General features: G+C 55.8%; 23 protein-coding genes. 13 read left to right on the top strand and 10 right to left on the bottom strand.

The annotated features are described in order from the left end of the window. Together Q0V70_RS03785 and Q0V70_RS03780 are read left to right on the top strand one after the other, a co-directional pair. Positions 1-477 carry a metal-sulfur cluster assembly factor gene (locus Q0V70_RS03785; RefSeq protein WP_297588527.1) on the top strand — a complete coding sequence of 159 codons (477 nt, stop codon included), beginning with the start codon at positions 1-3 and terminating at the stop codon, positions 475-477. Between the two features lie 140 nt (positions 478-617). Next, positions 618-1,730, top strand: a complete 1,113-nt coding sequence (locus tag Q0V70_RS03780) for an NADH:flavin oxidoreductase/NADH oxidase (RefSeq protein ID WP_297588523.1) — start codon at positions 618-620, stop codon at positions 1,728-1,730. A gap of 66 nt (positions 1,731-1,796) precedes the next feature. On the opposite strand, the gene Q0V70_RS03775 is transcribed toward Q0V70_RS03780, so the two are convergent. Both Q0V70_RS03775 and Q0V70_RS03770 read right to left on the bottom strand, forming a co-directional pair. Beyond that, complete coding sequence (locus Q0V70_RS03775) at positions 1,797-2,564, bottom strand: hypothetical protein (RefSeq protein WP_297588521.1); 768 nt, start codon at positions 2,562-2,564, stop codon at positions 1,797-1,799. Positions 2,565-2,628: 64 nt separating this feature from the next. Continuing rightward, positions 2,629-4,239 carry an ABC-F family ATP-binding cassette domain-containing protein gene (locus Q0V70_RS03770; protein WP_297588518.1) on the bottom strand — a complete coding sequence of 537 codons (1,611 nt, stop codon included), beginning with the start codon at positions 4,237-4,239 and terminating at the stop codon, positions 2,629-2,631. 192 nt (positions 4,240-4,431) lie between these two features. On the opposite strand from Q0V70_RS03770, the gene Q0V70_RS03765 reads away from it, so the two are divergent. Beyond that, entirely contained in the window at positions 4,432-5,154 is a 723-nt protein-coding gene (locus Q0V70_RS03765; protein WP_297588514.1) for a PspA/IM30 family protein, read from the top strand. A 60-nt stretch (positions 5,155-5,214) separates the two neighbouring features. Here the strand turns inward: Q0V70_RS03765 and Q0V70_RS03760 are convergent, their stop codons facing one another. The 4 genes from Q0V70_RS03760 to Q0V70_RS03745 all read right to left on the bottom strand — a co-directional run bounded on the left by Q0V70_RS03760 (position 5,215) and on the right by Q0V70_RS03745 (position 10,349). After that, entirely contained in the window at positions 5,215-5,622 is a 408-nt protein-coding gene (locus Q0V70_RS03760) for a hypothetical protein (RefSeq protein WP_297588510.1), read from the bottom strand. Between the two features lie 129 nt (positions 5,623-5,751). Continuing rightward, entirely contained in the window at positions 5,752-7,041 is a 1,290-nt protein-coding gene (locus tag Q0V70_RS03755; RefSeq protein ID WP_297588507.1) for an exopolyphosphatase, read from the bottom strand. An 11-nt stretch (positions 7,042-7,052) separates the two neighbouring features. After that, complete coding sequence (locus tag Q0V70_RS03750; RefSeq protein ID WP_297588505.1) at positions 7,053-8,597, bottom strand: hypothetical protein; 1,545 nt, start codon at positions 8,595-8,597, stop codon at positions 7,053-7,055. 9 nt (positions 8,598-8,606) lie between these two features. After that, positions 8,607-10,349, bottom strand: coding sequence for a hypothetical protein (locus tag Q0V70_RS03745; protein WP_297588630.1), 1,743 nt, complete (start codon positions 10,347-10,349; stop codon positions 8,607-8,609). Positions 10,350-10,449: 100 nt separating this feature from the next. On the opposite strand from Q0V70_RS03745, the gene Q0V70_RS03740 reads away from it, so the two are divergent. Further along, positions 10,450-11,874: a hypothetical protein gene (locus tag Q0V70_RS03740; protein ID WP_297588502.1), complete on the top strand. Its 1,425-nt coding sequence runs from the start codon at positions 10,450-10,452 to the stop codon at positions 11,872-11,874. 28 nt (positions 11,875-11,902) lie between these two features. Here Q0V70_RS03740 and Q0V70_RS03735 read toward each other — a convergent pair whose 3' ends face one another. The 3 genes from Q0V70_RS03735 to Q0V70_RS03725 form a co-directional block, all read right to left on the bottom strand. Continuing rightward, positions 11,903-12,670 (bottom strand): amino acid ABC transporter ATP-binding protein, encoded by a 768-nt coding sequence (locus Q0V70_RS03735; protein WP_297588500.1) that lies wholly within the window; start codon positions 12,668-12,670, stop codon positions 11,903-11,905. A gap of 26 nt (positions 12,671-12,696) precedes the next feature. Next, entirely contained in the window at positions 12,697-13,350 is a 654-nt protein-coding gene (locus Q0V70_RS03730; protein ID WP_297346604.1) for an amino acid ABC transporter permease, read from the bottom strand. A gap of 87 nt (positions 13,351-13,437) precedes the next feature. After that, positions 13,438-14,265 (bottom strand): transporter substrate-binding domain-containing protein, encoded by an 828-nt coding sequence (locus Q0V70_RS03725; protein ID WP_297588497.1) that lies wholly within the window; start codon positions 14,263-14,265, stop codon positions 13,438-13,440. A 213-nt stretch (positions 14,266-14,478) separates the two neighbouring features. On the opposite strand from Q0V70_RS03725, the gene ftsZ reads away from it, so the two are divergent. The 7 genes from ftsZ (at position 14,479) to dnaE (ending at position 23,132) form a co-directional block, all read left to right on the top strand. Further along, complete coding sequence (gene ftsZ, locus Q0V70_RS03720) at positions 14,479-15,990, top strand: cell division protein FtsZ (RefSeq protein WP_297588628.1); 1,512 nt, start codon at positions 14,479-14,481, stop codon at positions 15,988-15,990. A gap of 220 nt (positions 15,991-16,210) precedes the next feature. Beyond that, positions 16,211-16,675, top strand: coding sequence for a cell division protein SepF (sepF, locus tag Q0V70_RS03715; RefSeq protein ID WP_297588494.1), 465 nt, complete (start codon positions 16,211-16,213; stop codon positions 16,673-16,675). 97 nt (positions 16,676-16,772) lie between these two features. Beyond that, positions 16,773-17,078 (top strand): YggT family protein, encoded by a 306-nt coding sequence (locus Q0V70_RS03710; protein WP_297588492.1) that lies wholly within the window; start codon positions 16,773-16,775, stop codon positions 17,076-17,078. A gap of 190 nt (positions 17,079-17,268) precedes the next feature. Further along, positions 17,269-17,856, top strand: a complete 588-nt coding sequence (locus tag Q0V70_RS03705) for a DivIVA domain-containing protein (protein WP_297588490.1) — start codon at positions 17,269-17,271, stop codon at positions 17,854-17,856. Positions 17,857-17,923: 67 nt separating this feature from the next. Further along, a complete protein-coding gene (locus Q0V70_RS03700; RefSeq protein ID WP_297588488.1) occupies positions 17,924-18,451 on the top strand; it encodes a signal peptidase II in 528 nt (175 codons plus the stop codon). Beyond that, positions 18,451-19,365: an RluA family pseudouridine synthase gene (locus tag Q0V70_RS03695; RefSeq protein WP_297588487.1), complete on the top strand. Its 915-nt coding sequence runs from the start codon at positions 18,451-18,453 to the stop codon at positions 19,363-19,365. The genes Q0V70_RS03700 and Q0V70_RS03695 overlap by 1 nt, the downstream gene beginning before the upstream one ends. An 86-nt stretch (positions 19,366-19,451) precedes the next feature. Next, positions 19,452-23,132, top strand: coding sequence for a DNA polymerase III subunit alpha (gene dnaE, locus Q0V70_RS03690; protein WP_297588485.1), 3,681 nt, complete (start codon positions 19,452-19,454; stop codon positions 23,130-23,132). A gap of 51 nt (positions 23,133-23,183) precedes the next feature. Here dnaE and Q0V70_RS03685 read toward each other — a convergent pair whose 3' ends face one another. Beyond that, the gene (locus Q0V70_RS03685; protein ID WP_297588483.1) at positions 23,184-23,897 is read right to left on the bottom strand and encodes a FadR/GntR family transcriptional regulator; all 714 of its coding nucleotides are present in this window, start codon (positions 23,895-23,897) and stop codon (positions 23,184-23,186) included. 132 nt (positions 23,898-24,029) lie between these two features. Between Q0V70_RS03685 and Q0V70_RS03680 the strand changes: the two genes are divergently transcribed. Next, the gene (locus Q0V70_RS03680; protein ID WP_297588481.1) at positions 24,030-25,247 is read left to right on the top strand and encodes an aminotransferase class V-fold PLP-dependent enzyme; all 1,218 of its coding nucleotides are present in this window, start codon (positions 24,030-24,032) and stop codon (positions 25,245-25,247) included. Between the two features lie 8 nt (positions 25,248-25,255). Then, positions 25,256-26,551, top strand: a complete 1,296-nt coding sequence (locus tag Q0V70_RS03675; protein WP_297588479.1) for a sugar ABC transporter substrate-binding protein — start codon at positions 25,256-25,258, stop codon at positions 26,549-26,551. The last annotated feature ends 4 nt before the right edge of the window (positions 26,552-26,555 follow it).

Here is a 26,555-nt window from a genome sequence, read left to right as displayed (position 1 = left end):
ATGAGTGAAGAACCCTTGAGTAAAGAGCTATTGGACGAGCTGGGTACTCCGCACGCCAGTGCGGCGGTGGAATCAGAGGTCAGCGCCGCACCAGCAGAGTCGGCAACCGTAGTTGACGGGATAGCGGCAGATGTCGTGGCGAATCCCGGCGCGGAGCTCTCCGAACAGCAACGTGCCTTGGTGGAAGAAATCGTGGAGCTCCTGAAGGACGTTATCGACCCGGAACTGGGCATCAACATCGTGGATTTGGGGTTGCTTTACGGGCTGCACTTGGACGGAGACGACCTGGTTATTGATATGACCCTGACCTCTGCCGGCTGTCCGCTGACGGATATGATTGAGCGCCAGTGCCGTTTCGTGCTGGAAGATTTGGTGAAAACCGTGTCCATTAACTGGGTGTGGCTGCCGCCGTGGGGCCCGGACAAAATCACCGAGGATGGCCGTGAGCAGCTGCGGGCCCTCGGTTTCAACGTGTGATTTGATTACAGGCACCTAACTAGGCGTTTTCTGTTGAGTACTGCAAATCTGTGCAGTGCGCATCGTATTTGACGATTTTGGGACAGCTACCGGGATAGCTTGCGCAACAAAGATGTCCCGGCTCTTGTTAGAATTACCCCATGTCCCACCTTTTTACGCCGTTTCGGCTGAAAAACCTCGAGACCCGCAATCGTCTGTGGATGCCTCCGATGTGCCAATTTACGGCATCTTCCGAGGGGCCGTCCGCGGGGTGGCCTAACGATTGGCACGAAGTTCATTATGGAGCCAGGGCATCAGGCGGGGTGGGCGCCGTCATCGTGGAAGCGACCGCAGTCAGCCCGGAGGGGCGCATCACCCCCTTTGATTTGATGCTGGACCGGGACGAAAAAATTCCTGCTTTTGCCCGGTTGGCCACCCTCATCAAGGAGGGCGGTGCGGCTGCCGGTATCCAGATTTCTCACGCCGGCAGGAAAGCCTCCACGTCTCCTTCCGGCACGCCCCTGGCTCCCGAGGACTCCTCCCTGGGAGGCATAGGCTGGCATACCGTCGCGCCCAGCCCGATTCCGTTTACCTCTCGCCACGAGGTTCCCCGCGAAATGACCCCTGCGGATATACGCAAAACTCAAGCGGATTTCGTCTGCGCCATCCGCCGCGCTTTGGCCGCCGGTTTCGATTTTGTGGAACTTCACGGCGCCCACGGTTACCTGTTGAGTCAGTTCATTTCTCCGCTGACTAACCAACGCACCGATGAATACGGCGGGGATTTACACGGGCGTTTCCGCTTTTGGCGTGAACTTGTCATTGCAATCCGAGCAGAGTTGGGGGAAAAGTTCCCGCTCCTAATGCGGATTTCGGCGACGAACTGGGTTCCCAGCGGAGCATTTGGGCTACAGCGCGACGTTACTCTGGAGGACTGGGGTCGGATTGTCCAGGATTTGGCCGCTTTCGGGGTTGACTTTATCGACGTGTCCACCGGCGGGCTGATTGACGGGGTAGAGATTCCGCAGGCACCGGGGTACCAGGTGAAATACGCCACCGAGATTCAAGACCGGGGGCCTCTGCCCGTTTCGGCTGTCGGTATGATTACTGAACCGGCACAAGCTGAACAGATTTTGGTCAACGGTCAAGCTTCCGTGGTCCAGGTCGGTCGGCCTTTGCTGACTGACCCGTCGCTGCCCCTAGCCTGGGCGGCGCGTTTGGGCGACGAAGCCCCCATTCCCAAGCCTTACATCAGCGGCACTCCGCGCAGCTGACGCCGCCAGCTCCAGGCAGGCCGCCACCAGAAACTTTTGGAACCGGGATGAGGCTTCCTCCGGTAGCTACTTTGCTTTCGCAATCAGAGCTTGGCCCAGATATGTTACGAATTCCTGCAATTCGGCGCGAGCCTCGTTGGCATCCATGACGGGATTTTTGCCATCAAAATACACCCGAATTTCCAAGTTGCCGACTCGCTGAAACACCCCGACTTCGGTGGGGGCAACCTGGCCTTCACCGCGGTCCGTTCCGTAAGTCATCATCAAGCCGTCTTGGGCTCCGTCAAGCGGATAATCCGCCGCGGCGGTGGTTTGCTGGGAGCTGGCGCCTCCGGGAGCTGTCACCGCATAAGTAGGGCAGGCTTGAGCCAAATCCCGCTGGACTTGAATCGCTTTTTGAGCCTGCGCCACGGACGGGTAGGCTCGCAGTTGAGAGCGCACTACTGTAGCGTGATTGTTGAGATTGGCTTGGGAAAAAGCCGCGGGGATTTCTGGTTTGTCAGTATAGGAGTCGATGAACTTTTGCTGGCACATCTCGGGCTTAAAGGTAGTCTCTCGCAGCGGATCCAAGGCTTGATGTTCCGCGGAGCGGAACGAAGCGGTCGTTTCCTCGTCATACACTTTCAGGCTGTCGCCCTTAATCTTTAACCCACCCAAAATAATGGCTAGGTTCGGGCCGGAAAACTGTTTCACCATCGTCGGCAGAGAATCTTTTTGCTTGAGGTAAGCACTGTCGGGGTTGTCCAGAGTCTGTTTCGTGCCAGCACATCCGCTCAACGCCGCGACAAGCAGCGCCGCCCCCAGTACGCTGGCGACTGTCTTTTGGTAACGCATCAGTTTTCCTCTCTAGTCTGTCTCAAACAGTTTATCGTTTCGTGTGGCGTTGAGAGACCACGGTTTAATCCACCTCAACGAGTTCCAGATAAGTTTCGTCCCACAGGTCCTCATCGCCATCGGGCAGCAGCAGGACCCGTTGCGGGTCCAGCGCTTTCACCGCTCCCGGATCGTGGGTGACCAGGATTACCGCGCCCTCATAGGTGGCTAAGGAGTTCAGGATTTCCTCCCGGGAGGCGGGGTCCAGGTTATTGGTCGGTTCGTCCAGCAGCAGCACGTTCGCCCCGCTCACCACCAACGTCGCCAGAGCTAGGCGCGTCTTTTCCCCGCCGGACAGCACCGCGGTGGGCTTGTCGGCGTCCGCCCCGGAGAACAGGAACTGTCCCAGCAGGGAACGCACCTGGGTGTCGTCAAGTTCCGGAGCGGCTTGGCGCAGATTCTCTACCACGGACAGGGAATCGTCTAGGGTTTCGTGTTCCTGGGCGTAATATCCGAGTTTCAATCCGTGACCGGGAACCACCCGTCCGGTGTCGCTGGTCTCCAGACCAGCCAAGATACGCAACATGGTCGTTTTCCCTGCACCGTTGAACCCTAACACCACCACTTTTGAGCCGCGGTCGATAGCCAGCGTCAGGTCGGTAAAGACTTCCAGGGAACCGTAGGTTTTGGAAATACCCTCAGCAGCTAGGGGAACTTTCCCACAAGGCTGGGGCTGCGGGAAATCGAGTTTGGCGACTTTTTCTTTCGGGCCTTCCGCCTGGGTATTTTCCAGCAGCTGCGCCGCGCGGCGCAGCATCTGTTGGGCCGCCACGGCCTTGGTGGCTTTCGCGTGCAGGCGCTCACCTTGGGCTTGTAAGGCTGCGGCTTTCTTTTCCGCTACCGCCCGTTCCCTTTTCCGCCGCGCCTCATCGTCCGCGCGGGCTTGTAAATAGGCTTTCCAGCCCATGTGGTACACGTCCAACGCGCCGCGCATCGCATCGAGGTACAAAACCTGATTTAAGGTTTCGTCCAAAAGTTTCACGTTGTGCGAAATAATCAGGACCCCGCCGGGAAACGAACGCAGGTAACTGCGCAGCCACACTATGGAATCGTGGTCTAAGTGGTTGGTGGGCTCATCCAACAGCAGGGTGTCCGTCCCGGAAAACAGCACGCGCGCCAGCTCGACCCGGCGGCGTTGCCCCCCGGAGAGCGTCCCCAAAGACTGGCGTAACGTTTCGTTGGAAATCCCTAAGTTAGCGGCTATTTGTGCGGCTTCGGAAGCTGCCGCGTAGCCGCCGGACATATGAAACTCCTGATCCAGGCGCACATATTTTTCCATGGCCTTTTGCTGTTTTTCGCCCGTTTCGCGGCTCATCGCCTCTTCCGCCTTACGGATTCTGGCTTCGATGACATCGAGTCCGCGCACGCTCAAAATGTGGTCGCGCACGATCTGGTCAGGATCGACTTCCCGAGGGTCCTGGGGAAGGTAACCCGGGGTGGTAGACCGGGACACGGTTCCTTCAACCTGAATAGCGTCGGGCAGCCCGGTACCGCTCAGCAGTCTCATCAGGGTGGTTTTGCCGGCGCCGTTACGTCCCACCAAACCGACCCGCATACCCTTGTTGACCTGGAACGAGGCGTGTTCCATCAGGACACGGTCCGCAATCCGCAAGGTGAGGTCAGTGGCAGTAATCACCCCAAGAGTTTAGTCGGAAAACCGCCAGAACCGAAAACCTGCCGACCCAGCCTTGTGACCTGAGCTGCAACTACCAACAAATCCGTCTGGCGAACGATTCTGGAACGAAAAATCACCCCAAAGGGTGAGTGGTCGTGTCGGCGGGTGCGATAGCGTTAAAACGCACAAGCCGCTCGACTGGAAGGACAGAAAATGGCTGAAAAGCAATCTATTTTGGGGCGTATTGCCCAAATTACCAAGGCTAATATCAACTCGCTGCTGGACAAAGCAGAGGACCCCGAAAAGCTGCTTGACCAGCTGGTACGTGATTACACCAATGAAATCGCGGAGGCTGAACAGGCGGTGGCGCAAACGATTGGGAATCTGCGTTTGGCCGAACGCGACCGCGATGAGGATCAGCAGGCCGCCACCGAGTGGGGGGCGAAAGCTGCGGCGGCTTCCAAAAAAGCCGATGAACTGCGAGCTGCCGGGAACGCGGCCGAAGCCGACAAGATGGACAACCTGGCGAAGGTTGCCATCACGAAACAGATTAGCTTTGAAAAGGAGGTCGAGGAAGCGGCTCCGATTATTGCTTCCCAGACCGCCACGGTGGATAAGCTCAAGTCCGGGCTGAACACGATGAAGATGCAGTTGGAGGAGTTGAAGTCGAAGCGGGACTCGTTGGTGGCTCGCTCGAAGACCGCGGCCACGCAAACCCAGGTGCAGCAGGCCGTGTCCAAGATTAACATTATGGATCCGACTTCCGAACTGGGGCGTTTTGAGGAAAAGGTCCGCCGGGCCGAGGCCATGGCGGCCGGTCAGGCCGAGCTGGCGGGAGAGAGCGAATCCCTGGAGGCGCAGTTCGCCGCCCTGGATGTGTCCGCGGCAGACGCGGAAGTTGCAGCGCGGCTCAACGCTTTAAAGAATAACGGCTAGGGAGCTGACAAAGTCGTGGGGCTGGTTGACGATTGACCGGCCCCACACTGTTTTTACGTCCTAGGAGACTGACCTCGGGCTCGGGGTTTTGGCGCGAGCCAGTTTGGGCACCAGCCGTACCAAGCTGTAGGCTGCGGCGGTGACGAGGCTCAGCATGGCCATAATCAGACCCACGATTCCGGTCACCACAAGGCAAAGCGTGGAAAGGACCAGCGCCGGGAGGAGCCACCCTACAGAAAACCCGTGCTTAATGGAGGCAGCTACGAAACCAAACGAAGCCAGCGCCAGGACCAGCACGGCCAGCTGGGAGGGAAGGGGAATCGACGCATAGTAAATAGCGGTGTTACCTGAGGGGTAAAATGTTTTGCCGCTCAGGTACAGCTGCCACAACGCGAACCCGGAGTGAGCCACGACTGCGAGACTGAGAAATAGGGCAACAATTCGATGAATCACCAAATTTGCTTTCATCGTTGAAACCGCCTTCCAAAACACCCAAACTCAGCAATATTTTATCTTACGGTTCAGATTAAGACCAGGGTGCGGTCGTCTTTTCGGAGGTACCAGCCGTGCCTGTCATTGGCTTGCAGGGCAGGGTGGCTATTTCCGGGTGCGAATCCACAGGCGGTCGAATTCCCAAGCGGAGAGTTCCGCGGCTACTTCGCCGTCGCGTTCCATGCCGTGGAGCAAATCCCCGGCTTCGCGCAGCAGCGAAAGCGCCCAGCGGATAGTGGTTTCCCGGTCCGACCCGGCGGAATAAACCAGTTGCACCGCGCATTTTCGCAGGTAGCGAGCCCGCAAGAGCGGTTGTTCGCTGTACAAATCCGCGGCGCAGCCATAGAGCCCGGCGGCGCGGATACCTTGCAGGTCGCGCGCCGCCAAGTCTGCGGCGATGACCGTAAATTCTTGCTCCAGTGCCAGGTTTTCGTGGCGCTGCGCCCAAGCCGACACTTCCTCGGCATATTCAATGCCTTTCTTGGCGCGCCCCATTCGCGCTAGCGAACGAGCCAGTATCGCTTTGATGCCGATGCGGCGAGTTTCTCCCAGATTCAGCTGGTCAAAGAGTTGGAGGGTTTCGATGCCGTGGACGATGACCTCCTGATCCAGGTGTATTTCGGCGCTGAGCTCAGTACGCGTGGCGCTCAGCAGGGCTTGTTGGAGCAGCAGACCCTCTGATTTAGCCTGCTGGGATAACGTTTTCACTCGCTCCAGCGCCGCGGTGAGGTTTCCGCTGTCCTGATCTAGGCTCAGGCGAAACATGCCAATAGTCATGCGGGCACCTTGCACGTCAGAAAATATCCCCGGGTTGCATTCCAAATCGTCAAGGAAAAACTGTGCCTGTTCCCGGTGTCCCTGAGCCAGGAATATTTTCGCTTGTAACAGCGCAGAATCCAGGCGAATTTGCGCGGTGCTGCCGGCCGCTTCGTCGCGAAGGATTTGGGCGGCTCGCAAATCCCCCAGTTCCAGCAGACTGGTTGCCAAAACAATCATCGATTCAGACTTTTCCAGCGAATCGGGGACTCTGGTGAGGAACTTAATCAGCTGCGCCGCGGTGTCGGAAGCCTCCGCCGGGGGAATCTGGGGCAGCAGCAGGGCATGGGCTTGCACCAGGGCGTAGGTGGCGCCTTGCAAGTCGTCCAGATGGTGACACCACACCGCGACTTGCTTCCAAGTGGAGGCAGCCGCGCCGTTTTCACCGCGAGCCACCAGCATGTCTGCCCAGAGACGCAAAATATTCAGATTTTCTGTCTCGCTGCGATTGGGGCTGGGGGCAAAAGGCTCGGCTAGGGGGAAAGACTGCAGGGCATAAGCCAACAGGCGCAAGCTGACAGAGTGGGATGCGGTGGCATACTGGTTGGCTAAATCCGGTAGCAGTAGCGTGGTATCCATCCGATTGACCATTACGCATCGTCCTCCTGGGGCAAATCCGACGGTGGCGCACTTTCGTCAGACGCGACCGATGGCTGAGCACCGTCCTCGACCCCAGCCATCCAAGCACGCAGCTCATTCCACTTGGCGAGTTCCGGGGCGGCGAGGTCGCGTTCTCCTTTCGGGGTGGACATCAGCAGGGAGAGGGCTTCATCCATGAGGTCTTTCGCTAAGGACAGTGCGGTACGTGCCTCGATGGAATTAACATCCGGGTCCATCTCGAGGTGTTTTAGGGTTTCAGTGTCCGCTCTCGCGGCGGTGGTTTCCGCTGTGTGGGGAACTGCACAAGGTTCCTCGGAGGGCTCTTCTCGGGGTGGTTTCAGTCCTACGGTGGCCAAAATGGCTGCAGATTCTTTGCGGAGGAAACGGGCTTGCAACGAAATTTCGCCGCCGGCGAGTTCGGCGCAAAAACCGTAGAGGTTTGCGGCGCGAGCCTGATCCCCGCTGATTCGGGCGGACTTGGCTCCCATTTCATAGAGCAGAATGGCGGTATCCACATCCCCGTGCTCCCGCGCTCGCGTGCCGGCGATTTCAGCACAGTTGACGGCCTGAATGTGACGCCCCAAACTGGCCAAACTTTGGACCAAGACGATGTCCAAGGTTCGCACCACCTCGTTATTGATGCCGAGATCGTGGGCTACGTCCAGAGCCCACGAAGCCAAATCAACTACAATTTCCAGTTTGTTCAATTCCACCAGGGAAGAAATCTGTTCCATTGCCGCAACGAGAGCCATATAGGGCAGGTCGTAGTCCCGGCACAGGTCGGTCACAATTCTGAGGTGGTTGGCCGCGTCCACGTGACGTCCGATAGCCCGATACCAGGTCCCCAGGAACTCACGCACCTCGACCTGCAGAGCCAGGGGATCCTCGGAATCACGCCCTAAGATAAGCTCGCCGAATTCTAAGGCCTCATCAATTTGCCCGCTGCAAGCCAACAACACGGCGTCAGCCAGGTCCAAACAGGCTTTGAGGGATTCTTTTTCGGGACAGATGACTCGAGCTTGGTCCAGGGTTTCCCGCCCATCGGCGTTGGCGCCGATGAGGGCGAACCCGTGAACCAGATGGGCGAGGGTAGCGGTGGTCAAATCAGGATTTTGGGTTATCGCCGCGGGGTTATCCAACAGCAAATCCACGATGTCTCGCAAATCTTGGCGAATTGCCCCTACGAAAGGTGAGCCGTGTTCGGTGTCATCATCGAGACGGAAAGACCGGTCTACGTGCAGCTGCGCGAGGGCGGCCGCTTGAGACACAATATCGCCCGCCCCCGCGGCTTGGGTAGCGGCGAACTTAAAGATAGCCCGGCACGCGCTGACATCCCCCAAAGCGTCCAAAATGGTCGCTCGCAATCGCAGGAACGAAATAGCGTGGTGGGGCGCGACCGCACTGAGGGGAGCATTGGGAAAAGCCCGCAGCATCCGGTCAGCCAGACGCCACGCGTAAGAGCCGGTGGCATCTGTGTACGCTTCACACAACTCATCCAGAGAATCTGGAACGGGAGGAAGGGTGAAACGTTGCATGAGGAAAGTTTATCCCGCCAACAGGGACAAATCGTCCAATAGCGCGCGAGGTTTGTCCGAAACAGTAGCATCTACGAATTCATCAGCTCGCACCAGCCAGTTGCGCGCCGCGCCCAAATCGTCCAACTGCCAATAGGCTTGCACCAGGTAACACGCCAAACGCAGCGATTGACGATGATCATCAATTCTTTCACCAATTTCCAGCAGCAGTTCGCCCGTATCGATAACGGCGTTCCACTTCCCGGCCGCGGCCAGGAACGTCACCCGGTTTGCCCCCAGTACCAAGCGTTCCTTATCAACAGAGATTGCGGCCGGCAGCGCCGAAAAATCGACTAATTCCTCGAAAGCTCGCAACTGTTTCTCAACCGCAGCGGCCTGTGAAAAGTCCAGCAATCGAAACTCTGGAACGGGTTGGCGCAACCAGGACGGGGCGTCTAGGTCGGGCAGCACCCATTCCGGACTATTTTCGCTCAAGCCCTGTTCAGCGAGCAGATTTTTCACACCAAAACGGGCGCTCAAAAGGTCTTTTACCGAAGCGAAAGAACACAGCGGGGCTTCGTGCAAGCTCTGAATGACCCGCGTGGACATGGTGTTGTTGGCGTTGCGGGAGTCAAAAGCCAGAGCAAGTTTCATGGCGACCGACTCCAGCCGGGCTTGTGCCAGCGCCAGAGTATCTGTCGGATTGAGACTCTCGAAAGGAAGCCAGCGATTCGACCCGTTGATAGTAAAACCGAGGGGTGGCACTTTCGTGCTCGTCCCGATGAACGCCCCCACGGCTCGGGACAGGAAAGTCGCTGCCGAACGGGTCGCCACCAGCAAATCCCAAGGATCTTCGGGATTAGAGAACCACTGCGCGTGGGTTTCCAGTAGTTCCAAGCCCTCGGAAATGTTCCAAGTAGCCGCACAAAAACGCAGGTGAGAGGCGATGTCGCCGAGATATTGGGACGTTTCGGTCTGGTGGCGGTAAGAACGTTCGTGGGCGCGCCACGCCGCGTCGCCCTCGCCCGCCCAAGACAGCGGCATCATCAAGAGCGGGTTGATGTCATCCGGTTGAATGCACTGCCAATCTGACTCGGCGCAACGTTCTAATGCGTCGCGGTACAGGGAGAGGGCTTGGGGAAACTCCGAAGCGTTGACCGCCCAAGCGATGCGGGAACGAAAATGGTGCAGGGGGCAGTCCGCTTCATCGCGAACTTCGCGAGGTACCTCCTCCAGAGCGGAAATAATATCGAGAGCTTCGCGTGCGGCTTCGCGGTTGCCTCGTCCCAGTTCCACCTGGTGACGGGTTATCCAGCGGGAACGTAAGGAAATACCCGCTTCAGTCGTGAAATATTCCATCCAGTAGGTCAGGTGCTCGAGTAGTTTCGCGCTCACGCCGGGGTGCCGGGCTGCCAGGGTGGGGATTTGCAGCATCTGTTGGGCAATGACCTGGTTTTGAGCCTGGTTGGGAACTATCTGGCCCTGCGCGACCTGTTGCAACACCCATGACAGGGTGGCTAAGGCAGATTCGGTGTCGCCGGATTCGAGAGCGTCCCACACGAGTTCCAAGCGGACGGTAGTTTCCGTTTCGTCCAGGCCATGTTTTCGAGCCAAAGTCGCCAGTTCCTCCAAACGGTGCAGGCGCTCTAAACTCAAGGGTTCACCCAGGGCGGTTTCCAGATCGTCGCCAATCTGCTTGGCCAGAATCTCTGGATCCACTCCCGGAACGAAACCGTCGGACTCGAAAATGCTCATCAGCACCCATTCTTGCATATTCACGAGATTCCCCGTCCGGTTTCCCGGTGTGTCACGCGCGCCGGGGCAACGCGCGCCGGTATGGTGAGTTTAACCGGATAGTTTAAGGGGGAGTCTGTTGAGCATAACGTTTTCAGATGATGCTTACTCCTTCGACTCCGCATCGGATGATTCTGCCTCTTACAGTGCTGCGGTGTTAGCCACGCAGTTGATGAATGCGGCTTCGATTCCGCCAGGGCTGCCACGCACGAAAGCGACTTTGGACGTGGTGAGTGCGGCGCGTGACGCCGGCTACGATGACTTGCTGGCCGGGGCTGAAATTGAGCTGATTGGCTGCTATTTGGAAGGGCGTAACCCCGGTAAGGCGCTGGAAGCATTTTCCTCAACGTTGACGCGTTTGCTGCACCGCCCGGAACTATATGATTCACGCCAGCTGGAGCAGCTCGCCCGGTACTATCCCGAGGTTATTGAAAGCGCCTGCACCCATCCCGACGTTCCCCTGTCACTGTTGAATCATTTACTGGCAGGTTTGCAGGCTTTCCAAGATAGCCTGGGACCCTCGTCCGCGGCCGGAGACTATTTGCGTCATCGGATGCGGGAGGCGTTAGGGAACCCCGCTAGTGACCGGTACTTCTTGGACCGCGCTATCGATGGGATTACCCCCGCGGATCATCCGGCGCTGGGACGTGCGGTCGATATTTCTCAGGTAGAACTGGCTTGGGAACGCCACCCTGAACAGGCGTTGCAGGTTTCGTGGCGGATGTTAACTCATGAGCTTCCCGGTCCGCAAAAGGCGCGACTGCTACGGGTGATGCTGCCCGGGCTGGTCGCCACGGATGCCTGGCAGGTCGCTTGGGAAGCGCACTTGGTGGCTTATGAATATGATCGCGAGGAATCCCGGCTTTCCGAGATTAGTGAACATTTCCGGTTCCTGGGGGTTGCGGGAATGTGGCCGCGCCTGCTCCTGCTGTTGGAGAGGCACCTGGGTTTAATCCGCCATACTCACGATCCGTGGGATTTGTTGGTGGGGATGCGCGCTATCATCGGGGCTTTGGAGTCTTTGGACTGGGCTGGATACGGAAGGTATTCCTTGAAAGTGTCGCTGGCTCCGACTTCGCGTTTCCACGAGATTCCCGCCTTGGTACACCCGACTGTGGCACAGGCTCGCGATTTGCTGGGCCAAGCAGCCGCCACGCTGGCAGCCCGTTATGACGAACGTAACGGCAATGTCGAGGTGTCTTCGTCTTTGGGGCTGCTGGATTCGCATCCCCTTCCCGACGGTCTGTTGCTGCAAGGAACCGAAGGGGACGCTCGGTTCATGGCGCGGCTGCTGCGGGCGCGAGCACTGCTGGAATGCAACCAAGGATTTGACGCTTTGCTGCTGTTGGGAGGGCTGGAACAGACGAATTTCCCCTCCGTGCGGCGTCTCGGTCCCGAGATTCGGATGCTGACATCCCTGGCGCGGATGCAGATGTCGCATGACTCGGCCAGCGCCGCGGAATCATCGGCTGCCGGGTCCCACCCGGAATCCCAATCTGCTTAGCTTTGCCGCAGCCTGGTCAAAAGCGGCGTTAGTGTGGCTGTTCGCCCTGGAGTTTGTGAAGGAACTGGCGAGTGCGCTCCTGAGTAGGGTGGTGAATGAGCTGTTCCGCGGGGCCTTCTTCCAGTACGGTCCCGCCGTCCATGAAAACGGCACGGTCAGCGACCTGGGCGGCGAACTCCATCTCGTGAGTGACGATAACCATCGTCATGCGTTCATCAGCCAGAGAGCGGATAATAGCTAGGATTTCACCAGTCAGCTCCGGGTCCAGCGCGGAAGTCGGTTCGTCAAAGTACAGCATTCGCGGTTTCAACGCGAGTGCCCGGGCGATGGCCACGCGCTGCTTTTGACCCCCGCTCAGCTCGGAGGGGTAAGCGTTGCCTTTGTCTGCCAGGTTCATGCGATCCAGGAGTTGTTGGGCTTCGATGCGGACTTCAGCCGGGTTGCGATGCTGCACTTTAATCGGGGCATCGGTGAGATTACGCATGACGTTCCAGTGCGGGAACAGGTTGAAATTCTGGAACACCAATCCGTAGTCATGCCGGAACCGTTTTTCATCACTACTGGAGGTCTTTTCCCCGTTTTTCATGGTTAGAGCGGTTTCTCCAAAGTATTCGATGCTCCCGGAATCCATGTAGTCCAAGAAAGTGGCGCAGCGCAGCAAAGTGGACTTCCCCGAACCGGAAGGGCCCAGGATTGCCAGGACCTCGCCCTGCTCGACCTGTACGCAGACACCCTTCAGGACTTCCAAATCGCCGAAGCTCTTGTGCATGTCTTTAATAGATAGTGCGGTGCTCATGATTCCCTGCTTTGCTGGTGACTGTTTCAGATTTGATACTTGCTGACGCGTTTTTCCAACTTGTTCATGGTCACGGCCACCACCATGTTAAAGACGTAATAGAAAATGCCGGCAGCGACGAAAGGTGCCATGGAAGCGGTGGTGGAGGCGTATTCCCTGGCGATAGAAAACATTTCCAAGAAAGAAATGACCTGGGCCAGGGAAGTGTCCTTGACCAGGGTGATGACTTCGTTAGTGATGGAAGGCAACACCGTGCGAAACATCTGGGGCAACTTGATGGTATAGAAAGTGCGCTGCTGGGAATATCCCAGGACAAACGCCGCTTCGGTTTGCCCTTGGGGGATAGCCTGGAAACCGCCGCGATAAATTTCGGCGAAATAGGCAGCGTAGTTGATTGAAAAGGCAATGATGGCAGCCCAAAAATTGTAAGACGCACTGATAGGCACTTTGAACACATAATAGGGCCCGAAATAAACGACCATGAGCTGCAGCATTAGGGGAGTGCCGCGCATAATCGAGATATAGAACTGGACTATCCAGTTCAGGGGTTTAAAGGGAACCACTCGCCCGGCGTACACCAGTAATCCCAAGGGGAGGGAAATGACCAGCGTCAGCGCGAACAGAATCACGGTGCGGCCAAAGCCCAAGGCCAGTTCAGGAAGGAAAGTCCACTCGTTCATGTTGCATTCTAAAACTGAGGAGTTTTCGGTGCTGCTGACTGCTGTCTCGCTCTAAGAGCGACACCGAAAACTCAACTTTGGCTACGTTTACTTGGTGATGACGGCGTTTTCCAAGCCGTACTTCTGGGCCAGTTCCCTGAACTTACCGTCCGTAATCATCTCATCCAGGGTGTTTTGCACCTGGTCACGCAGGGCTTCGTTGCCGAGTTTGAAGCCCACGCCGTACTGCTCGGTCTGCACCGGCTTTTCCATGATGGTGAACAGTCCCTTCTTTCGCGTCTCCAACTGATAGTTGGCGACACCGATGTCCACGGCCACCGCATCGGCCGCCCCGGCTTCCAGACTCATGAAAGCGTTGTTGTAGTCGGGAACTTTGTTCAGGGCTTTGAACGAAGCGAGCAAATCCTTGTTAGCTTCGTCCTCCAGAGCTGCCAAACCGGAAGAATCAGCCTGCACAATGACGGTCTTGCCCTCCAGAGCCGCGGCTTCTTTCAGGTTGTCAGCACTGCGAGTTACAAAAACAATGGAGTTATCTACATAAGGTTTTGACCAGGTGTACTTGTCCTCGCGGCCGTTCATGGTAAAACCGTTCCACAAGCAGTCCACCGATCCCGAATCGAGTTGCATATCTTTGGCATCCCAGTCAATAGGTTTCTTTTCCAGGGTCCAGTCGTTGCGTTTCGCTACCTCGGCAGCTAGATCCAAGTCGAAACCGGTGTATTCTCCAGTCGTTTCGTCCTTGTAACCGTAAGGCGGGAAGTTCGCGTCAAAGCCGACCACGAACTTGTCGCCCGCGCTTTTCGCGGTGTTTCCCCCTTCGGTGCCGGCGTTGTGAGATGAATCGCCGCCGCAAGCGGTCAGAGAAAAAGCTACGGCGAGGCCTGCCGCCAGGCTGACAATTTTTTTAAAAACCATTGTCTTTCCTTTAGATAGTGAAAATTGTTTTTGCCTTTCGCAGTCTAACAGCGTGCCCGCCGGGAATTAAACTGTGTCAAAAATCTGAAATTCCAAAACACGCCGAAGCACATCCCGGTTAATTGCGCAACACTCACTAAATTTCTGGCGTCAAAAAGACGGCATTACTTTAACCCTTAAGTTCAAGGTTAAGGTTGGAAGGGGAAAACCATGATGGAACCAGCACCACTGGCAGTCATCCGCGTCGTAGGCGTCGGGGGCGGCGGTGTCAACGCGGTAAACCGGATGATTGAATCAAATCTGCGCGGGGTCGAGTTCATCGCGATTAACACCGATGCACAAGACCTGCTGATGTCGGACGCTGATGTCAAACTCGAGATTGGCAGGGAGTCCACCCGCGGGTTGGGTGCTGGAGCTGATCCCGAAGTTGGCAAAGCGGCAGCATCTGCTCACGAGGAGGATATCCGTGAGGCGCTGCGCGATTCCAACATGGTTTTTGTCACCGCTGGTGAGGGCGGCGGCACCGGCACGGGCGCGGCACCGATTGTGGCCGGTATCGCCCGCGAACTCGGCGCTTTGACTATTGGTGTGGTTACTCGTCCCTTCCAATTTGAGGGACGTCGTCGAGAACAGCAAGCCGATCGAGGTATCGAAGCTCTGCGCGAACAAGTTGATGCCCTCATTGTCATTCCTAACCAACGTCTGTTGGAATCTACGGATGCTAACCTCTCGGTACTGGAAGCCTTCCGTGCTGCTGACCAGGTCTTGCATTCCTCCGTGCAGGGCATCACCGAAATCATCACCATCCCCGGCACCATAAATGTCGATTTCGCTGACGTGACCACCACTTTGAAAGATGCCAAGACTGCGCTGATGGGCATTGGCACCGCTACTGGCCCGGACCGGGCTCTCAGCTCAGTAGAGATGGCGATTTCTTCGCCGCTGCTGGAAAGCTCTATGGACGGGGCTGACCGTGTGCTCATCTTCTTCCAAGGCGGGACGGACCTGGGGATGCAAGAGATGAACGATGCCGCCCAGATGGTTCGCGAACTGGCCGATCCAGACGCTAACGTCATTATCGGTTACGCCCCGAACGAAGAATTTGCTGATGAGATTAAAGTCACGGTTATCGCCGCGGGCTTTGAAGGTAAGGGTGGAAGCGTCCCCTCCGCGCATGCCGCTCAGAAGTCATCTGCCACCCGTACCACAGCAGCGCGTCCCGCCCCAGCTGCTCCGAGTGCCAAGCCGCCGGCTTCGCCCCGGACTAGCGAACCGAGCCAACGAACGGCACCGCAGCCGAATACGGAAACTCCGGCGACGCCGAAGCCCGTCCCGGCAACTGCTGAGACGACTCCGGAAAAGGAAGAAATCCTTGACGGAATAGAGGCTCGGCTGGCTCAGCACCGCCATGAACCGGCTACGAAAGTCCCCGAGCTGAAAGCCCCGAAGTTCCCCGCTGGAACCGAGGCGATGGGCACCTTGCGCCCCAAGTCAGAGACGCATCAACCGGAAATCAAACTCACCGGCCTGAACGGAATTCCTGACGCAAAGCGGGAGCCTTTAGCCGTTACCTCCGGGATTCGTCCAGTGTCGCCCGATGCGGCAAGCGTACCGGATTACGTCGATTCCTCCCGGGAACAGCGTGCGCCAGCACTACGCTTGGAACATGTCTTTGATGACATCGCGGCAGACGATGAACTCGACATTCCGGACTTTTTGAAATAATTCCACTGCGCTCCAGGGGTGATACCGGCGTAGCTCGAAACTTTTTCCTCTCTCCCAATAGAAACCGTTCCCGTCGTTGACTACCAGTCATCGACGGGGCGGCTTTCGCAATTTTTCGCTCTGATTAGCGACACTCCGTAAAAATTCCCCAATAAACCACCGTTTTTCGCATAGTCTCATTCCAGTTGTCCAAATCACACCGAAACCTAGGGGAGAAATTATGGGTCTGGCGCTGCGTAACGTTTTAGAGAAGGTCGGCTTGCGGGAACCCGACATCGACGATTACGAAGATGAGGAATTCCTCGAAGATGAAGCTCCTTTGGGCGAGCTTCATGAATTTCCCGGTTCCACCGAATCGGAAACCGCTCCGCACGCCCACCCGGAAGCACCTGCTGAGGCGCCAATCGGCACTATTGACCGGATTACGACGGCCAAGCCCACCACGTACTCGGATGCCAAAGAAATCGGAGATTACCTGCGCGACAATGTGCCAGTCATCCTCAACCTGGCTTATCTTTCCGCCAAGGAAGCGCAGCGCATGGTGGACTTTGCTTCCGGCTTGACTTACGGTCTGCGCGGTTCTTTTGAGGAAGTTGGCACCCGAGTGTTCCTGCTTTCCCCGCAGAACCTTAAGACCATCGAGGCTAGTCCGAATCGCGCGGCCTCCCTTTTGCAGACTCTGTGACTGCTAATTTCCTTCCATTCTGAGGTTCCCCCATCGCGTCTAGAGGTGGGGGAACCTTGGTCTGCTTAGCCGAGAGCTGTCAGGTAGGATTGTCTGCGTGGATACGGTACGACTCATCGGCTTTGTTATTTACTACGTGATAAACGTCTATGTTTTCATCCTGGTTCTGAGGGTAGTTCTGGACTGGGTCCAGATTTTGGCTAGAGATTGGCGCCCCCGGGGAATCATTTTGGTGTTGGCTAACTTGATTTATGCCTTGACAGATCCGCCGGTACGCTTTTTTGGGCGTTTGATACCTCCGCTGCGTATCGGCGGATTGGCGCTTGACATGGGGTTTTTAGTGTTGTTCATCCTCCTGTTCGGGCTACAATGGTTGGCGGTCAGACTCACTTTTATGGTTTAGACGCCGTTTATCCATTTTCATCGCTCCGGGCAATTAGCAAATTTCCCCTCTTTCGGAGTAAGTTTTAAACCTCAGTATTCACACAAGTAACAAAAAATGTGTAACAATGTCTTTTGTACAAAACGTGCGAAGGCCCAAAAGGTTTTGGAAATCGGGGCGCAAGCCCCCTGATACGGACGAGGTGACGAATATGGCGTTGCTCACCACAGATGACATCGTCAACAAGAAGTTTCAGCCCACGAAATTCCGCGAAGGCTATGATCAGGATGAAGTGGACGATTTCTTGGACGAGGTGGTGAATACCCTCGATACCCTGACCAAAGAGCGTGATGCGCTCCGGGCCGAGCTGGATGAAGCAAATCGCAAGATTGCCGAACTGAGCAGCGGTGTGGCACCAGTGGCAGAAACAGCTCCCGAACCGGCAGCTCCGGAACCTACCCCGGTGGTGGAATCTGCTCCGGCTACTGCAGAGGCCCCCGAGTCGACTTCTGCGGTCTCAATGCTGGATATGGCGCAACGTCTGCACGACGAATACGTGCAAGACGGTCAAAAGAAGGGCGAAGAAATCATTGCCGATGCCCGCGTCGAAGCCGATCGAATTATTGCCGAGGCAGAGCAAGAGCATTCCCGCGTCCTGGCGCAGTTGGAGCAAGAACGCGGCATGTTGGAGCGCAAGATTGAAGAGCTCAAGACTTTCGAATCCGAGTATCGCGCCAAGATGAGTTCGTTCCTAGAGGGCATTCTTTCGGACTTGGCGAACTCTGCCCCGACCAACTAAGTTGTCGTTCAAATCCATCTTTAGTCATCAGCCGACGGGAGATTCCCACCGTTTCTCCCGCTGGCTGATGGTGCTTTTAATCATGGTGGCGGTGGGCGGTATCGACCAGATGACGAAACGCCTGGCCCAGCGTTTCCTGGTTGCCGGTACAGAGCCGCAGCCCCTGCTGGGCTCATACGTAACTTTGCACCTCACTCACAACCCCGGTGCCGCTTTGTCCATTGGTCAGGGCCAGACCCTGGTCGTGACCATATTTAGCTTGATATTGGTGTTTATATTGACTGTGTTGTCCTTCTCGACACATACCCGGATGTGGGCTTACACCTTGGCGGTTGTGTCGGGAGGGGGACTGGCGAACCTGGTAGATAGGTTCCAAGGTCCGACGTGGGGTACCGGAGAGGTCGTTGACTTTATCGATTACTTCGGTTGGTTCGTCGGCAATGTGGCTGACATTTTCGTAGTTGTTGGGGTAGCGGTAGTCTTCGTTTTGCTGGTTCGCGGCGTACCGCTGTTCGCCACTCCTCAATCCGAACCCAAACCGAGGTGCGCCGAAGAGGGTACAGATCAGGATGGTCTCGAAAAGGATAAAGATTAGTGAGTCGTTTGTTGCCGGTACCGGAGGGTCTCGCGGGGCTTCGCGCTGACGTGGGGCTGTCGCGGCTTTTGGGGCTGTCACGAGCAAAAGCGGGAACTCTGTTGGAATCGGGAGCGGCCACGCAAAACGGCGAGACTCTGAAAAAATCCGATCAACTGACCCCGGGAAGTCTGTTGGAAATCGAAATTCCCGAACCTATCGGCTATGTTCCCGAAGTCACCCGCGTGGAAAACTTGGGAATTTTATATGCTGATGATGATGTGGTGGTGGTGGATAAGCCGGCCGGGGTCGCCGCTCACACCGGCCCCGGTTGGGAGGGGCCTACGGTAGTTGGGGCGTTGCGCGCTGCCGGGATTCCGGTGTCAACTTCCGGTCCGGTGGAACGTGAAGGCATCGTGCATCGGTTGGACGCAGGAACTTCAGGGGCAATGGTAGTCGCAAAATCAGAACTGGCCTACGGCAAACTGAAAAACGAGTTTCGCTACCACCGGGTCGAAAAAATTTATACCGCCCTAGCCACGGGAAGGGTAAACCCCCCGGTGGGAACCATAGATGCCCCCATCGGACGAGCGCCGGGGCGTGAGTTTAAGATGGCGGTCGTATCCGGGGGCAAGCCCGCAGTGACACACTACGACGTCACCGAGGAACTTTCGGGGGCGACCTTGTTGAAAGTCCAGCTAGAGACGGGAAGAACCCACCAGATTCGCGTGCATCTCGCGGCTATCGGACATCCCTTGGTGGGAGACACGGAATACGGGGCGGATCGGAAGACAGCCGCCCGGCTGGGACTGGAGCGGCAATGGCTGCACGCCAGTAGGTTGGCGTTTAAGCATCCGCGAACCGGGCTAGAAGTGGCAGTGCAGGCTCCGTTACCAGCTGATTTAGCGGCGGCTTTAGAGCTTTTGCGTCAATAGTTGGGCTGAAATTCTCGACTCGCGTCCCCACCTGGGAGACTAGGACTGCGGAGCTTCACCAGGCAAAAATCGACTAGGATTAACCCATGCCCAAATCCGATTTCGTCCATCTTCATGTCCACACTGACTACTCGATTTTGGACGGGGCGGCAAAGATTAAGCGGCTGGTCGCCAAAGCGGTAGAAAACCAGCAAAAAGCCGTGGCGATTACCGATCATGGCTACCTGTTCGGGGCTTTTGAGTTTTATAAAGAATGTCATGATGCCGGGATTAAACCCATTATCGGCTTGGAAGCCTATGTCACTCCGGGAACTTCGCGTTTCGACACCACTAAAGTGCAGTGGGGGACTTTGGAACAGCAAAAGGCCGGTGACGACGTGTCCGCTCGGGGCGCCTATACGCATATGACGCTGTTGTCCCAAACTACCGAGGGAATGCATAACCTGTTTCGGCTGGGTTCTTATGCCTCCCTGGACGGACAGATGGGTAAATGGCCGCGGGCTGACCGGGAACTGTTGGAGCGCTACCACGAGGGGCTCATTGGCACAGCAGGCTGTCCCTCCGGGGAGGTCCAGACCCGGTTGCGGTTGGGGCAGTACCAGGAGGCTCGGCGGGCTGCCGGGGAACTGCAGGACATCTTTGGCAAAGAAAATTTTTACGTGGAGCTGATGGATCACGGTCTATCCATCGAGAACCGCGTACGCAAAGACTTGCTGCGCTTAGCTCGGGAAATCAACGCACCTGTCATCGCTACCAACGACTCTCACTACGTCTATAAGGAAGACCGGGAAATTCAAGACGCGATGCTGTGCATCAACTCCGGGGATCGGCTGTCCAACCCGGATCGATTCCGCTTTGACGGTACGGATTACTATCTGCGACCCAGCGAAGAAATGCACGAACTGTTTGCGGAAATCCCAGAGGCTCTGGACAATACCCTGTTGATTGCCGAGCAGTGCAACGTTGAATTCCCAGACGTGAAGGAAGGCACTTTCATGCCGGTTTTCCCGGTGCCAGCCGGCGAGGACGAAGTATCCTGGTTCATTAAGGAAGTCGAACGCGGTCTACAGTATCGGTTCCCGAACGGTATCTCCGAGGAAGTCCGCAAACGCGCCGACTACGAGGTTGAGATTATTATCCAAATGGGATTTCCATCCTACTTCCTGATTGTTTCGGACTACATCCAATGGGCGAAGGACAATGGAATTCGGGTCGGACCGGGGCGCGGTTCCGGCGCAGGCTCCATGGTCGCCTACGCCATGCGCATCACAGATTTGGACCCCATCAAGCACGGGCTATTGTTTGAACGGTTCCTTAATCCGGAACGGGTGTCCATGCCGGATATCGACGTGGACTTCGACGATCGTCGCCGTCAAGATGTGATTGACTACGTGACCCGCAAATACGGCAAGGACAAAGTGTCCCAGGTCGTGACCTACGGCACGATTAAATCAAAACAAGCCCTTAAGGATGCGGCACGCATTTCGGGCGCGGATTTCTCAAAAGGTGAAAAGCTCACCAAGGCAATGCCGCCGGCGGTCATGGGTAAAGACATCCCGTTGTCCGGCATGTACGATTCGCAGCATCCTCGCTACAAAGAGGCAGAAGAATTCCGCAAAGTCGTGGCTGAAGATCCCTTTAACCGCCAAATTTTTGACCTGGCAGCCGGCGTTGAGGGCATGGTGCGCCAGTGGGGGGTACACGCGTGTGCAGTTATCATGTCGCGGGAAACCTTGACCGACGTCATTCCGATGATGAAACGCCCGCAAGACGGAGCCATGATTACCCAGTTCGACTACCCGACTTGTGAGCACCTGGGTCTGCTAAAGATGGACTTCCTGGGGCTAAAGAACCTCACCATTATTTCCGATGCCCTGGACAACATTAAGATTAACGGGAAAACCCCACCCGACCTTGAGCGTTTGGAAGTTGATGACAAAGCGACTTATGAGATGCTGTCCACGGGCGAGACTTTGGGAGTGTTCCAGCTCGATGGCGGGGGCATGCGCACCCTGCTGAAGCAGTTGCGGCCTACCGAGTTCGACGATATTTCCGCTCTGGTCGCACTGTATCGACCCGGACCGATGGGGGCAAATTCCCACACGAACTACGCATTTCGGAAAAACGGGCTGCAAAAGATTGAGCCGATTCATCGTGAGCTGGAAGAACCGCTGAAAGATATCCTCGGCTACACGTACGGCCTGATTATCTATCAGGAACAGGTCATGGCTATCGCCCAAAAGGTCGCCGGGTTCACGCTGGGGCAGGCCGATATTTTGCGTAAAGCCATGGGGAAAAAGAAGAAAGACGTTCTGGCTGAACAGTACGTGAAGTTCCACGATGGGATGATTGCTAACGGCTACTCCGAGGATTGCTGTAAAACCCTGTGGGGTATCCTGGTGCCTTTCGCCGACTATGCGTTCAACAAATCCCACTCGGCCGCTTACGGGCTGATTGCGTACTGGACTGCCTATCTCAAGGCAAACTTCCCGACCGAATATATGGCGGCCGTGCTGACTACCCAGACGGATAAAGACAAGCTGGGGATGTATTTGAACGAGGTACGTCGCATGGGGATTCGGGTCTTGCCTCCTGACGTGAACCAGTCCTACGGAGCTTTTGCACCTGACGGAAACGACATTCGTTTCGGACTGGCCTCGATTCGCAACGTCGGAGAAAACGTGGTTGCGGAAATCATCAAGGCGCGGCAGGAAAAAGGCGCCTATACGTCCTTTTCCGACTTCCTGAAAAAAGTTCCGGCGGAAGTCTGTAACAAACGCACCATAGGTTCACTCATTAAGGCCGGGGCATTTGACGCTTTCGGTGCTTCGCGCCGCGCGCTTACCGCGATTCATGAACAGGCAGTGGAAGCGGTGGTGTCCACGAAACGTCAAGAGTCTAACGGACAGTTCGACCTGTTTGCCGCCTTAGAGATGGATGGGGCCGAGGCGGAGGATGATTTGCTGGGTTCAGCCAGCATCGATATTCCCGATCTCCCGGAGTGGCCCAAGAACGAACTGCTCGCGTTTGAACGTGAGATGTTGGGAATGTATGTTTCGGACCACCCGCTCTCGGGGATGAAACGGGTGTTGGAAGGCCTGGCTGAGGATCATATCGTGGATTTGACCTCGGACGAAGGCAAGAGCAATGATTCCCCGGTCAAAATTGCCGGTCTGGTGACAGCGGTGAACGTAAAAATTTCCAAACGTTCCGGCCAGCAGTGGGCGATTGCAAAAATCGAGGACATGACCGGCTCTGTGGAAGTGTTGTTCTTTGCGAAAACCTACGAAAACATTGCCGCTGACCTGGTTCAAGACAATATCGTGGTGGTCGGTGGACGGCTGCGCCGCGAGGATGAATCCGTTTCGATTTACGCCAGCGACCTGAGCGTACCGAACTTATCGTTGCGTCTGGATCACTTGGACGAAGTGGATCTATTGCTACCCGCTGAGCGCTGCACGACAGAAAATATGCGCGCTTTTGGGTCCTTGCTGGAACGTTTCCCCGGTCAGGCTCCCGTGCGTCTGTATATTTTGGAGCAAGGGGAGCTGCAGGTTCTGGACTTGGGTCCCGAACGCCTGGTGAACGCGGGCCCGGATTTCTTAGGCGAGCTGCGCGCTATGCTGGGATATGACTCGATTATCGCCCCGGGAACAAACCCCTTAGAATCCAGTGCAGCCGCTGAACTGGCTGAGATTTCCCCGGTTGAGTCTCGTGCGGAGCAGACGCTGTCGGATACGACTCTTTTCGACGCATCCAGCCTTTAAATCCGTAACCATGTTCTCTGTAGAATGGCCTCTTTGTGAAGCTTGTAGTGTCTAGACATCTTCAAGGTTGTTTGAAAAAAGGTCTGGGTTAGGACGGTAAGTCTCTAGCCAGGTTTTAGTGGTGTGGACATGGGCTCGTGCCAAGAATGAGGCTCGTTCGGGGTCACGGTTTTTTATCGCTTGGACAATCTCTAGGTGGGCGTTATCGCTAACTTTTTTCAATTCGAGTCTTTCAGGTTCTTCATAAATGTGGTAATCCCTACCGCGTTGACGCAGCACTTTGAGTAGGGAAATGATGGCTTGGTCATTCGCAGCGCTGGTTATGAGCTTGTGGAACTCGGTATCTAGGATTTGCGCATCGTGTCCTGGGGTGCATTTCCTCAAATCCATCGCAATTTGCTCTAGCTTCTCAATTTGAGAATCCGAGAGTCTTGCTGCTGCTTGAGCAGCGCAGTAACCTTCCAGTATTTCCCTCAGGTTGAATAATTCGATAAAAGAATCAAGAGGTAGCAGCGGTACGATAGCGGTAAGTGCATCCACCACGTTTTTCGGTGTGAGCTGAGATACACGCGCACTGGAGTTCCTTCGTAAATCCAGTGCTCCAGCCACATGCAGCATTTTTTGAGCTTCGCGAAGTGAGCTGCGCGAAACATTAAATCGTTCGCATAGCTCAATTTCAGAGGGGAGCACCTGTCCCGGTTTCAGCTCCCCTGTGGCAATCATTCTGCATAGCCCCAAGCGGGCTTGTTCTACTGCATCTTGCATAGTTCTACCTTACAAGGAAATAGTTCCAGTCCTCCGAAAATATAAATTGTCAGACAATTAAACAAAAATTGCACAAATTAATACCTTTTACTGCTTCAGGTGCTAGAATTGCCAGACAAGGAGGTTGGAACGATGAAGTTCTCTGCTGCTTACTCGTATAACTCAGGCCCCAGTTGGTCTCTCGATCCAAGATGCAAGCATCTCAATCACGGCTCTTTCGGCGCAGTACCGGTGGAGGTACAAGTTGAACAAAACCGGCTGCGTACTTTAATGGAGCAAAACCCCGTGAGTTGGTTCTCGGCAGCTCACGAACGGGTAGGCAGGGCGCGCGAGGAAATGGCGAGGCTTTTGGGTGTGGACCCGTCACACCTGGCTTTTGTTTTCAATGTTTCGGCAGGCGCATCGGTTGTTTTCCAAAGGTTTATGGCAAGGAGTCCTGTCCATACCCTGGTAACAGATCACGGTTACGGTGCGGTTTCAATGGGAGCTAGGCGTTTATCTCAGCGTACTGGTGGAACTTTCAATGTGGCTTCTGTTCCTTTGAATGCTACAGCGATGGAAGTTGTGGATATTCTGACAGAGAAGATGCAAAGCATCCCACCCGGCTTGCTTGTCATCGATCAGGTTACGTCAGCCACTGCTCGGCGTTTCCCGACGAACGAGATTTGTAAAAAAGCCAGGGAATTAGGGTTTACTACCCTAGTGGACGGGGCGCATTCCCCTGGCGTTTTGGAAAATCCCATCTGCTTTGACGCAGATTACTGGGTTGGTAACCTGCACAAGTTTGCCTGTGCGCCACGCGGTGCAGCTTTGCTCTATTCGCGCGATGCTGATCAGGAGTTATTCCCTCTAATAGATTCCTGGGGCGCAGAACTCGAGTTCCCCAAACGTTTTGACCACACCGGAACAATGGACACCACGGCGTGGCTCACAGCACCTTTTGCTTGGAGTCTCATCGATAAGATGGTTGGTTGGGACAAGGTTAGGCAGTGGTCTAGTCGTTTGGCCGACGAGGGAGAGAAGATTCTTGACGTAACGCTGCGTCAGTGGATGGACGATCCTTTCCCCGATGTTGGGCAGAAAGTCGGCCCGTTACGTTTGGCGCGTTTGCCTCTTGGTTTGGGACGTACGCGGGAACAAAGTGATGCGTTGCGTATTCCCCTCATCGAAGCCACGGGAATAGCGCTATCCTTCACAAGTTTTCACGGCCAAGGTTTTCTTCGCTTTTCAACCCACATATACAACTCATTGACAGATTTTGAGTATCTCGCCAGCGAAGGTCTTCCACTGCTGCACCAGTGGGCGAGTCAGGTTTCAACTGAACCCAATAGTATGAACAACAAAGATTAGGAGGAATAATGCGCAAACACATCGCCGTGTTAATTGCAGCCTCATTTGCCCTGACACTTGGGCTAACTGGTTGCAGCTCAAGTAATGGAGATGACTCACAAGGAGCTGTAAAGCTCCAAATGGTGGAGTCCTTGACTAACCCTGCTCGTACCGAGTTGATTCGAGGTCTGCTTCAGGATTTCGAGAAAGAACATCCGAATATCAAGGTAGAGTTGATTTCTCCGCCAACAGAGCAAGCAGATCAAAAAATACAGCAAATGCTTCAATCCGGTTCCGGGGTTGATGTCCTGGAAGTTCGTGACCTGACTGTGGGGCCTTTCAGCAATAACGGGTGGCTCTACGACATGGCCCCGGATCTCAAAACTTGGGATGGCCTCGATAAGCTCACCAATCAGGCTCAAAAATTCACCATCAATGCTGATGGGAAGTCCTACTTTATCCCCTATGGTTTCTACGGCCTGAGCTTGTTCTATCGGACTGACCTGGTGAAACAGGCTGGTTTTGAAGGAGCACCTAAGTCGTGGGAAGACTTGGTGGAACAGGCAGCTAAGATTCAGAATCCCGCGCAAAACCGCTACGGTTACGCCTTCCGTGGAGGCCCCAACTCTGCAGGGCAGTTGATGAGTATTCTCGAAGCCTACAACGCAGACAACCTTGACGTAGCCAATGCCTACAAGGTTAAGAGTGGCAAGACGATTTTCACGACCCCCGAGTCTCAAACTGCCTTAGATAAATATGTGGAGCTATACAAAACAGGTTCCCCGGAGTCCTCTGTTTCCTGGGGCTACGCAGAAATGGTGCAGGGCTTCACCAATGGCTCTACCGCCTTCCTGCTCCAAGATCCTGAGGTAATCGCTACGGTGAAAGAGTCGTCCCTGACTGAGGATCAGTGGGGTGTTGCTCCCAACCCGGTAGGGCCGACGGGGAAGGCCGCATGGCCAATGGCTACGGCGGGCTGGGGTGTGACGCAGTTCTCTAAGCATAAGGCTGAGGCAGTAGAGCTAGTGAAATGGCTGGCTGGCGATCCTTCCACCACTTTCGCGAAGGAAAACTCTCTGGTGCCGATTCTGCAGGCTGCTGGGGAAGACGAATTCTTCAAGACTGGTCCCTGGGCTGCTTACGTAGAAATGACGTCCAACCCAGATACCTGGATATCCGTTGAGGAACCTCGCGGGGTTGCCTGGTGGACCGAATGGATGCAGCGTTCAGAAGCAGACTTGCAGAAGGTCCTCTTGAACCAGATGACTACCGCCCAGATGCTCTCCGGGTGGGATAAGTTCTGGACAGAAAAGTGGCAAGGTTAGCTAC

Origin of the sequence: uncultured Mobiluncus sp. (assembly GCF_947087965.1) — a bacterium.
Classification (GTDB): Bacteria; Actinomycetota; Actinomycetes; order Actinomycetales; family Actinomycetaceae; genus Mobiluncus.
The sequence above is the reverse complement of the archived record's forward strand: the minus strand, read 5'-3'. Positions and strand labels throughout refer to the sequence as shown.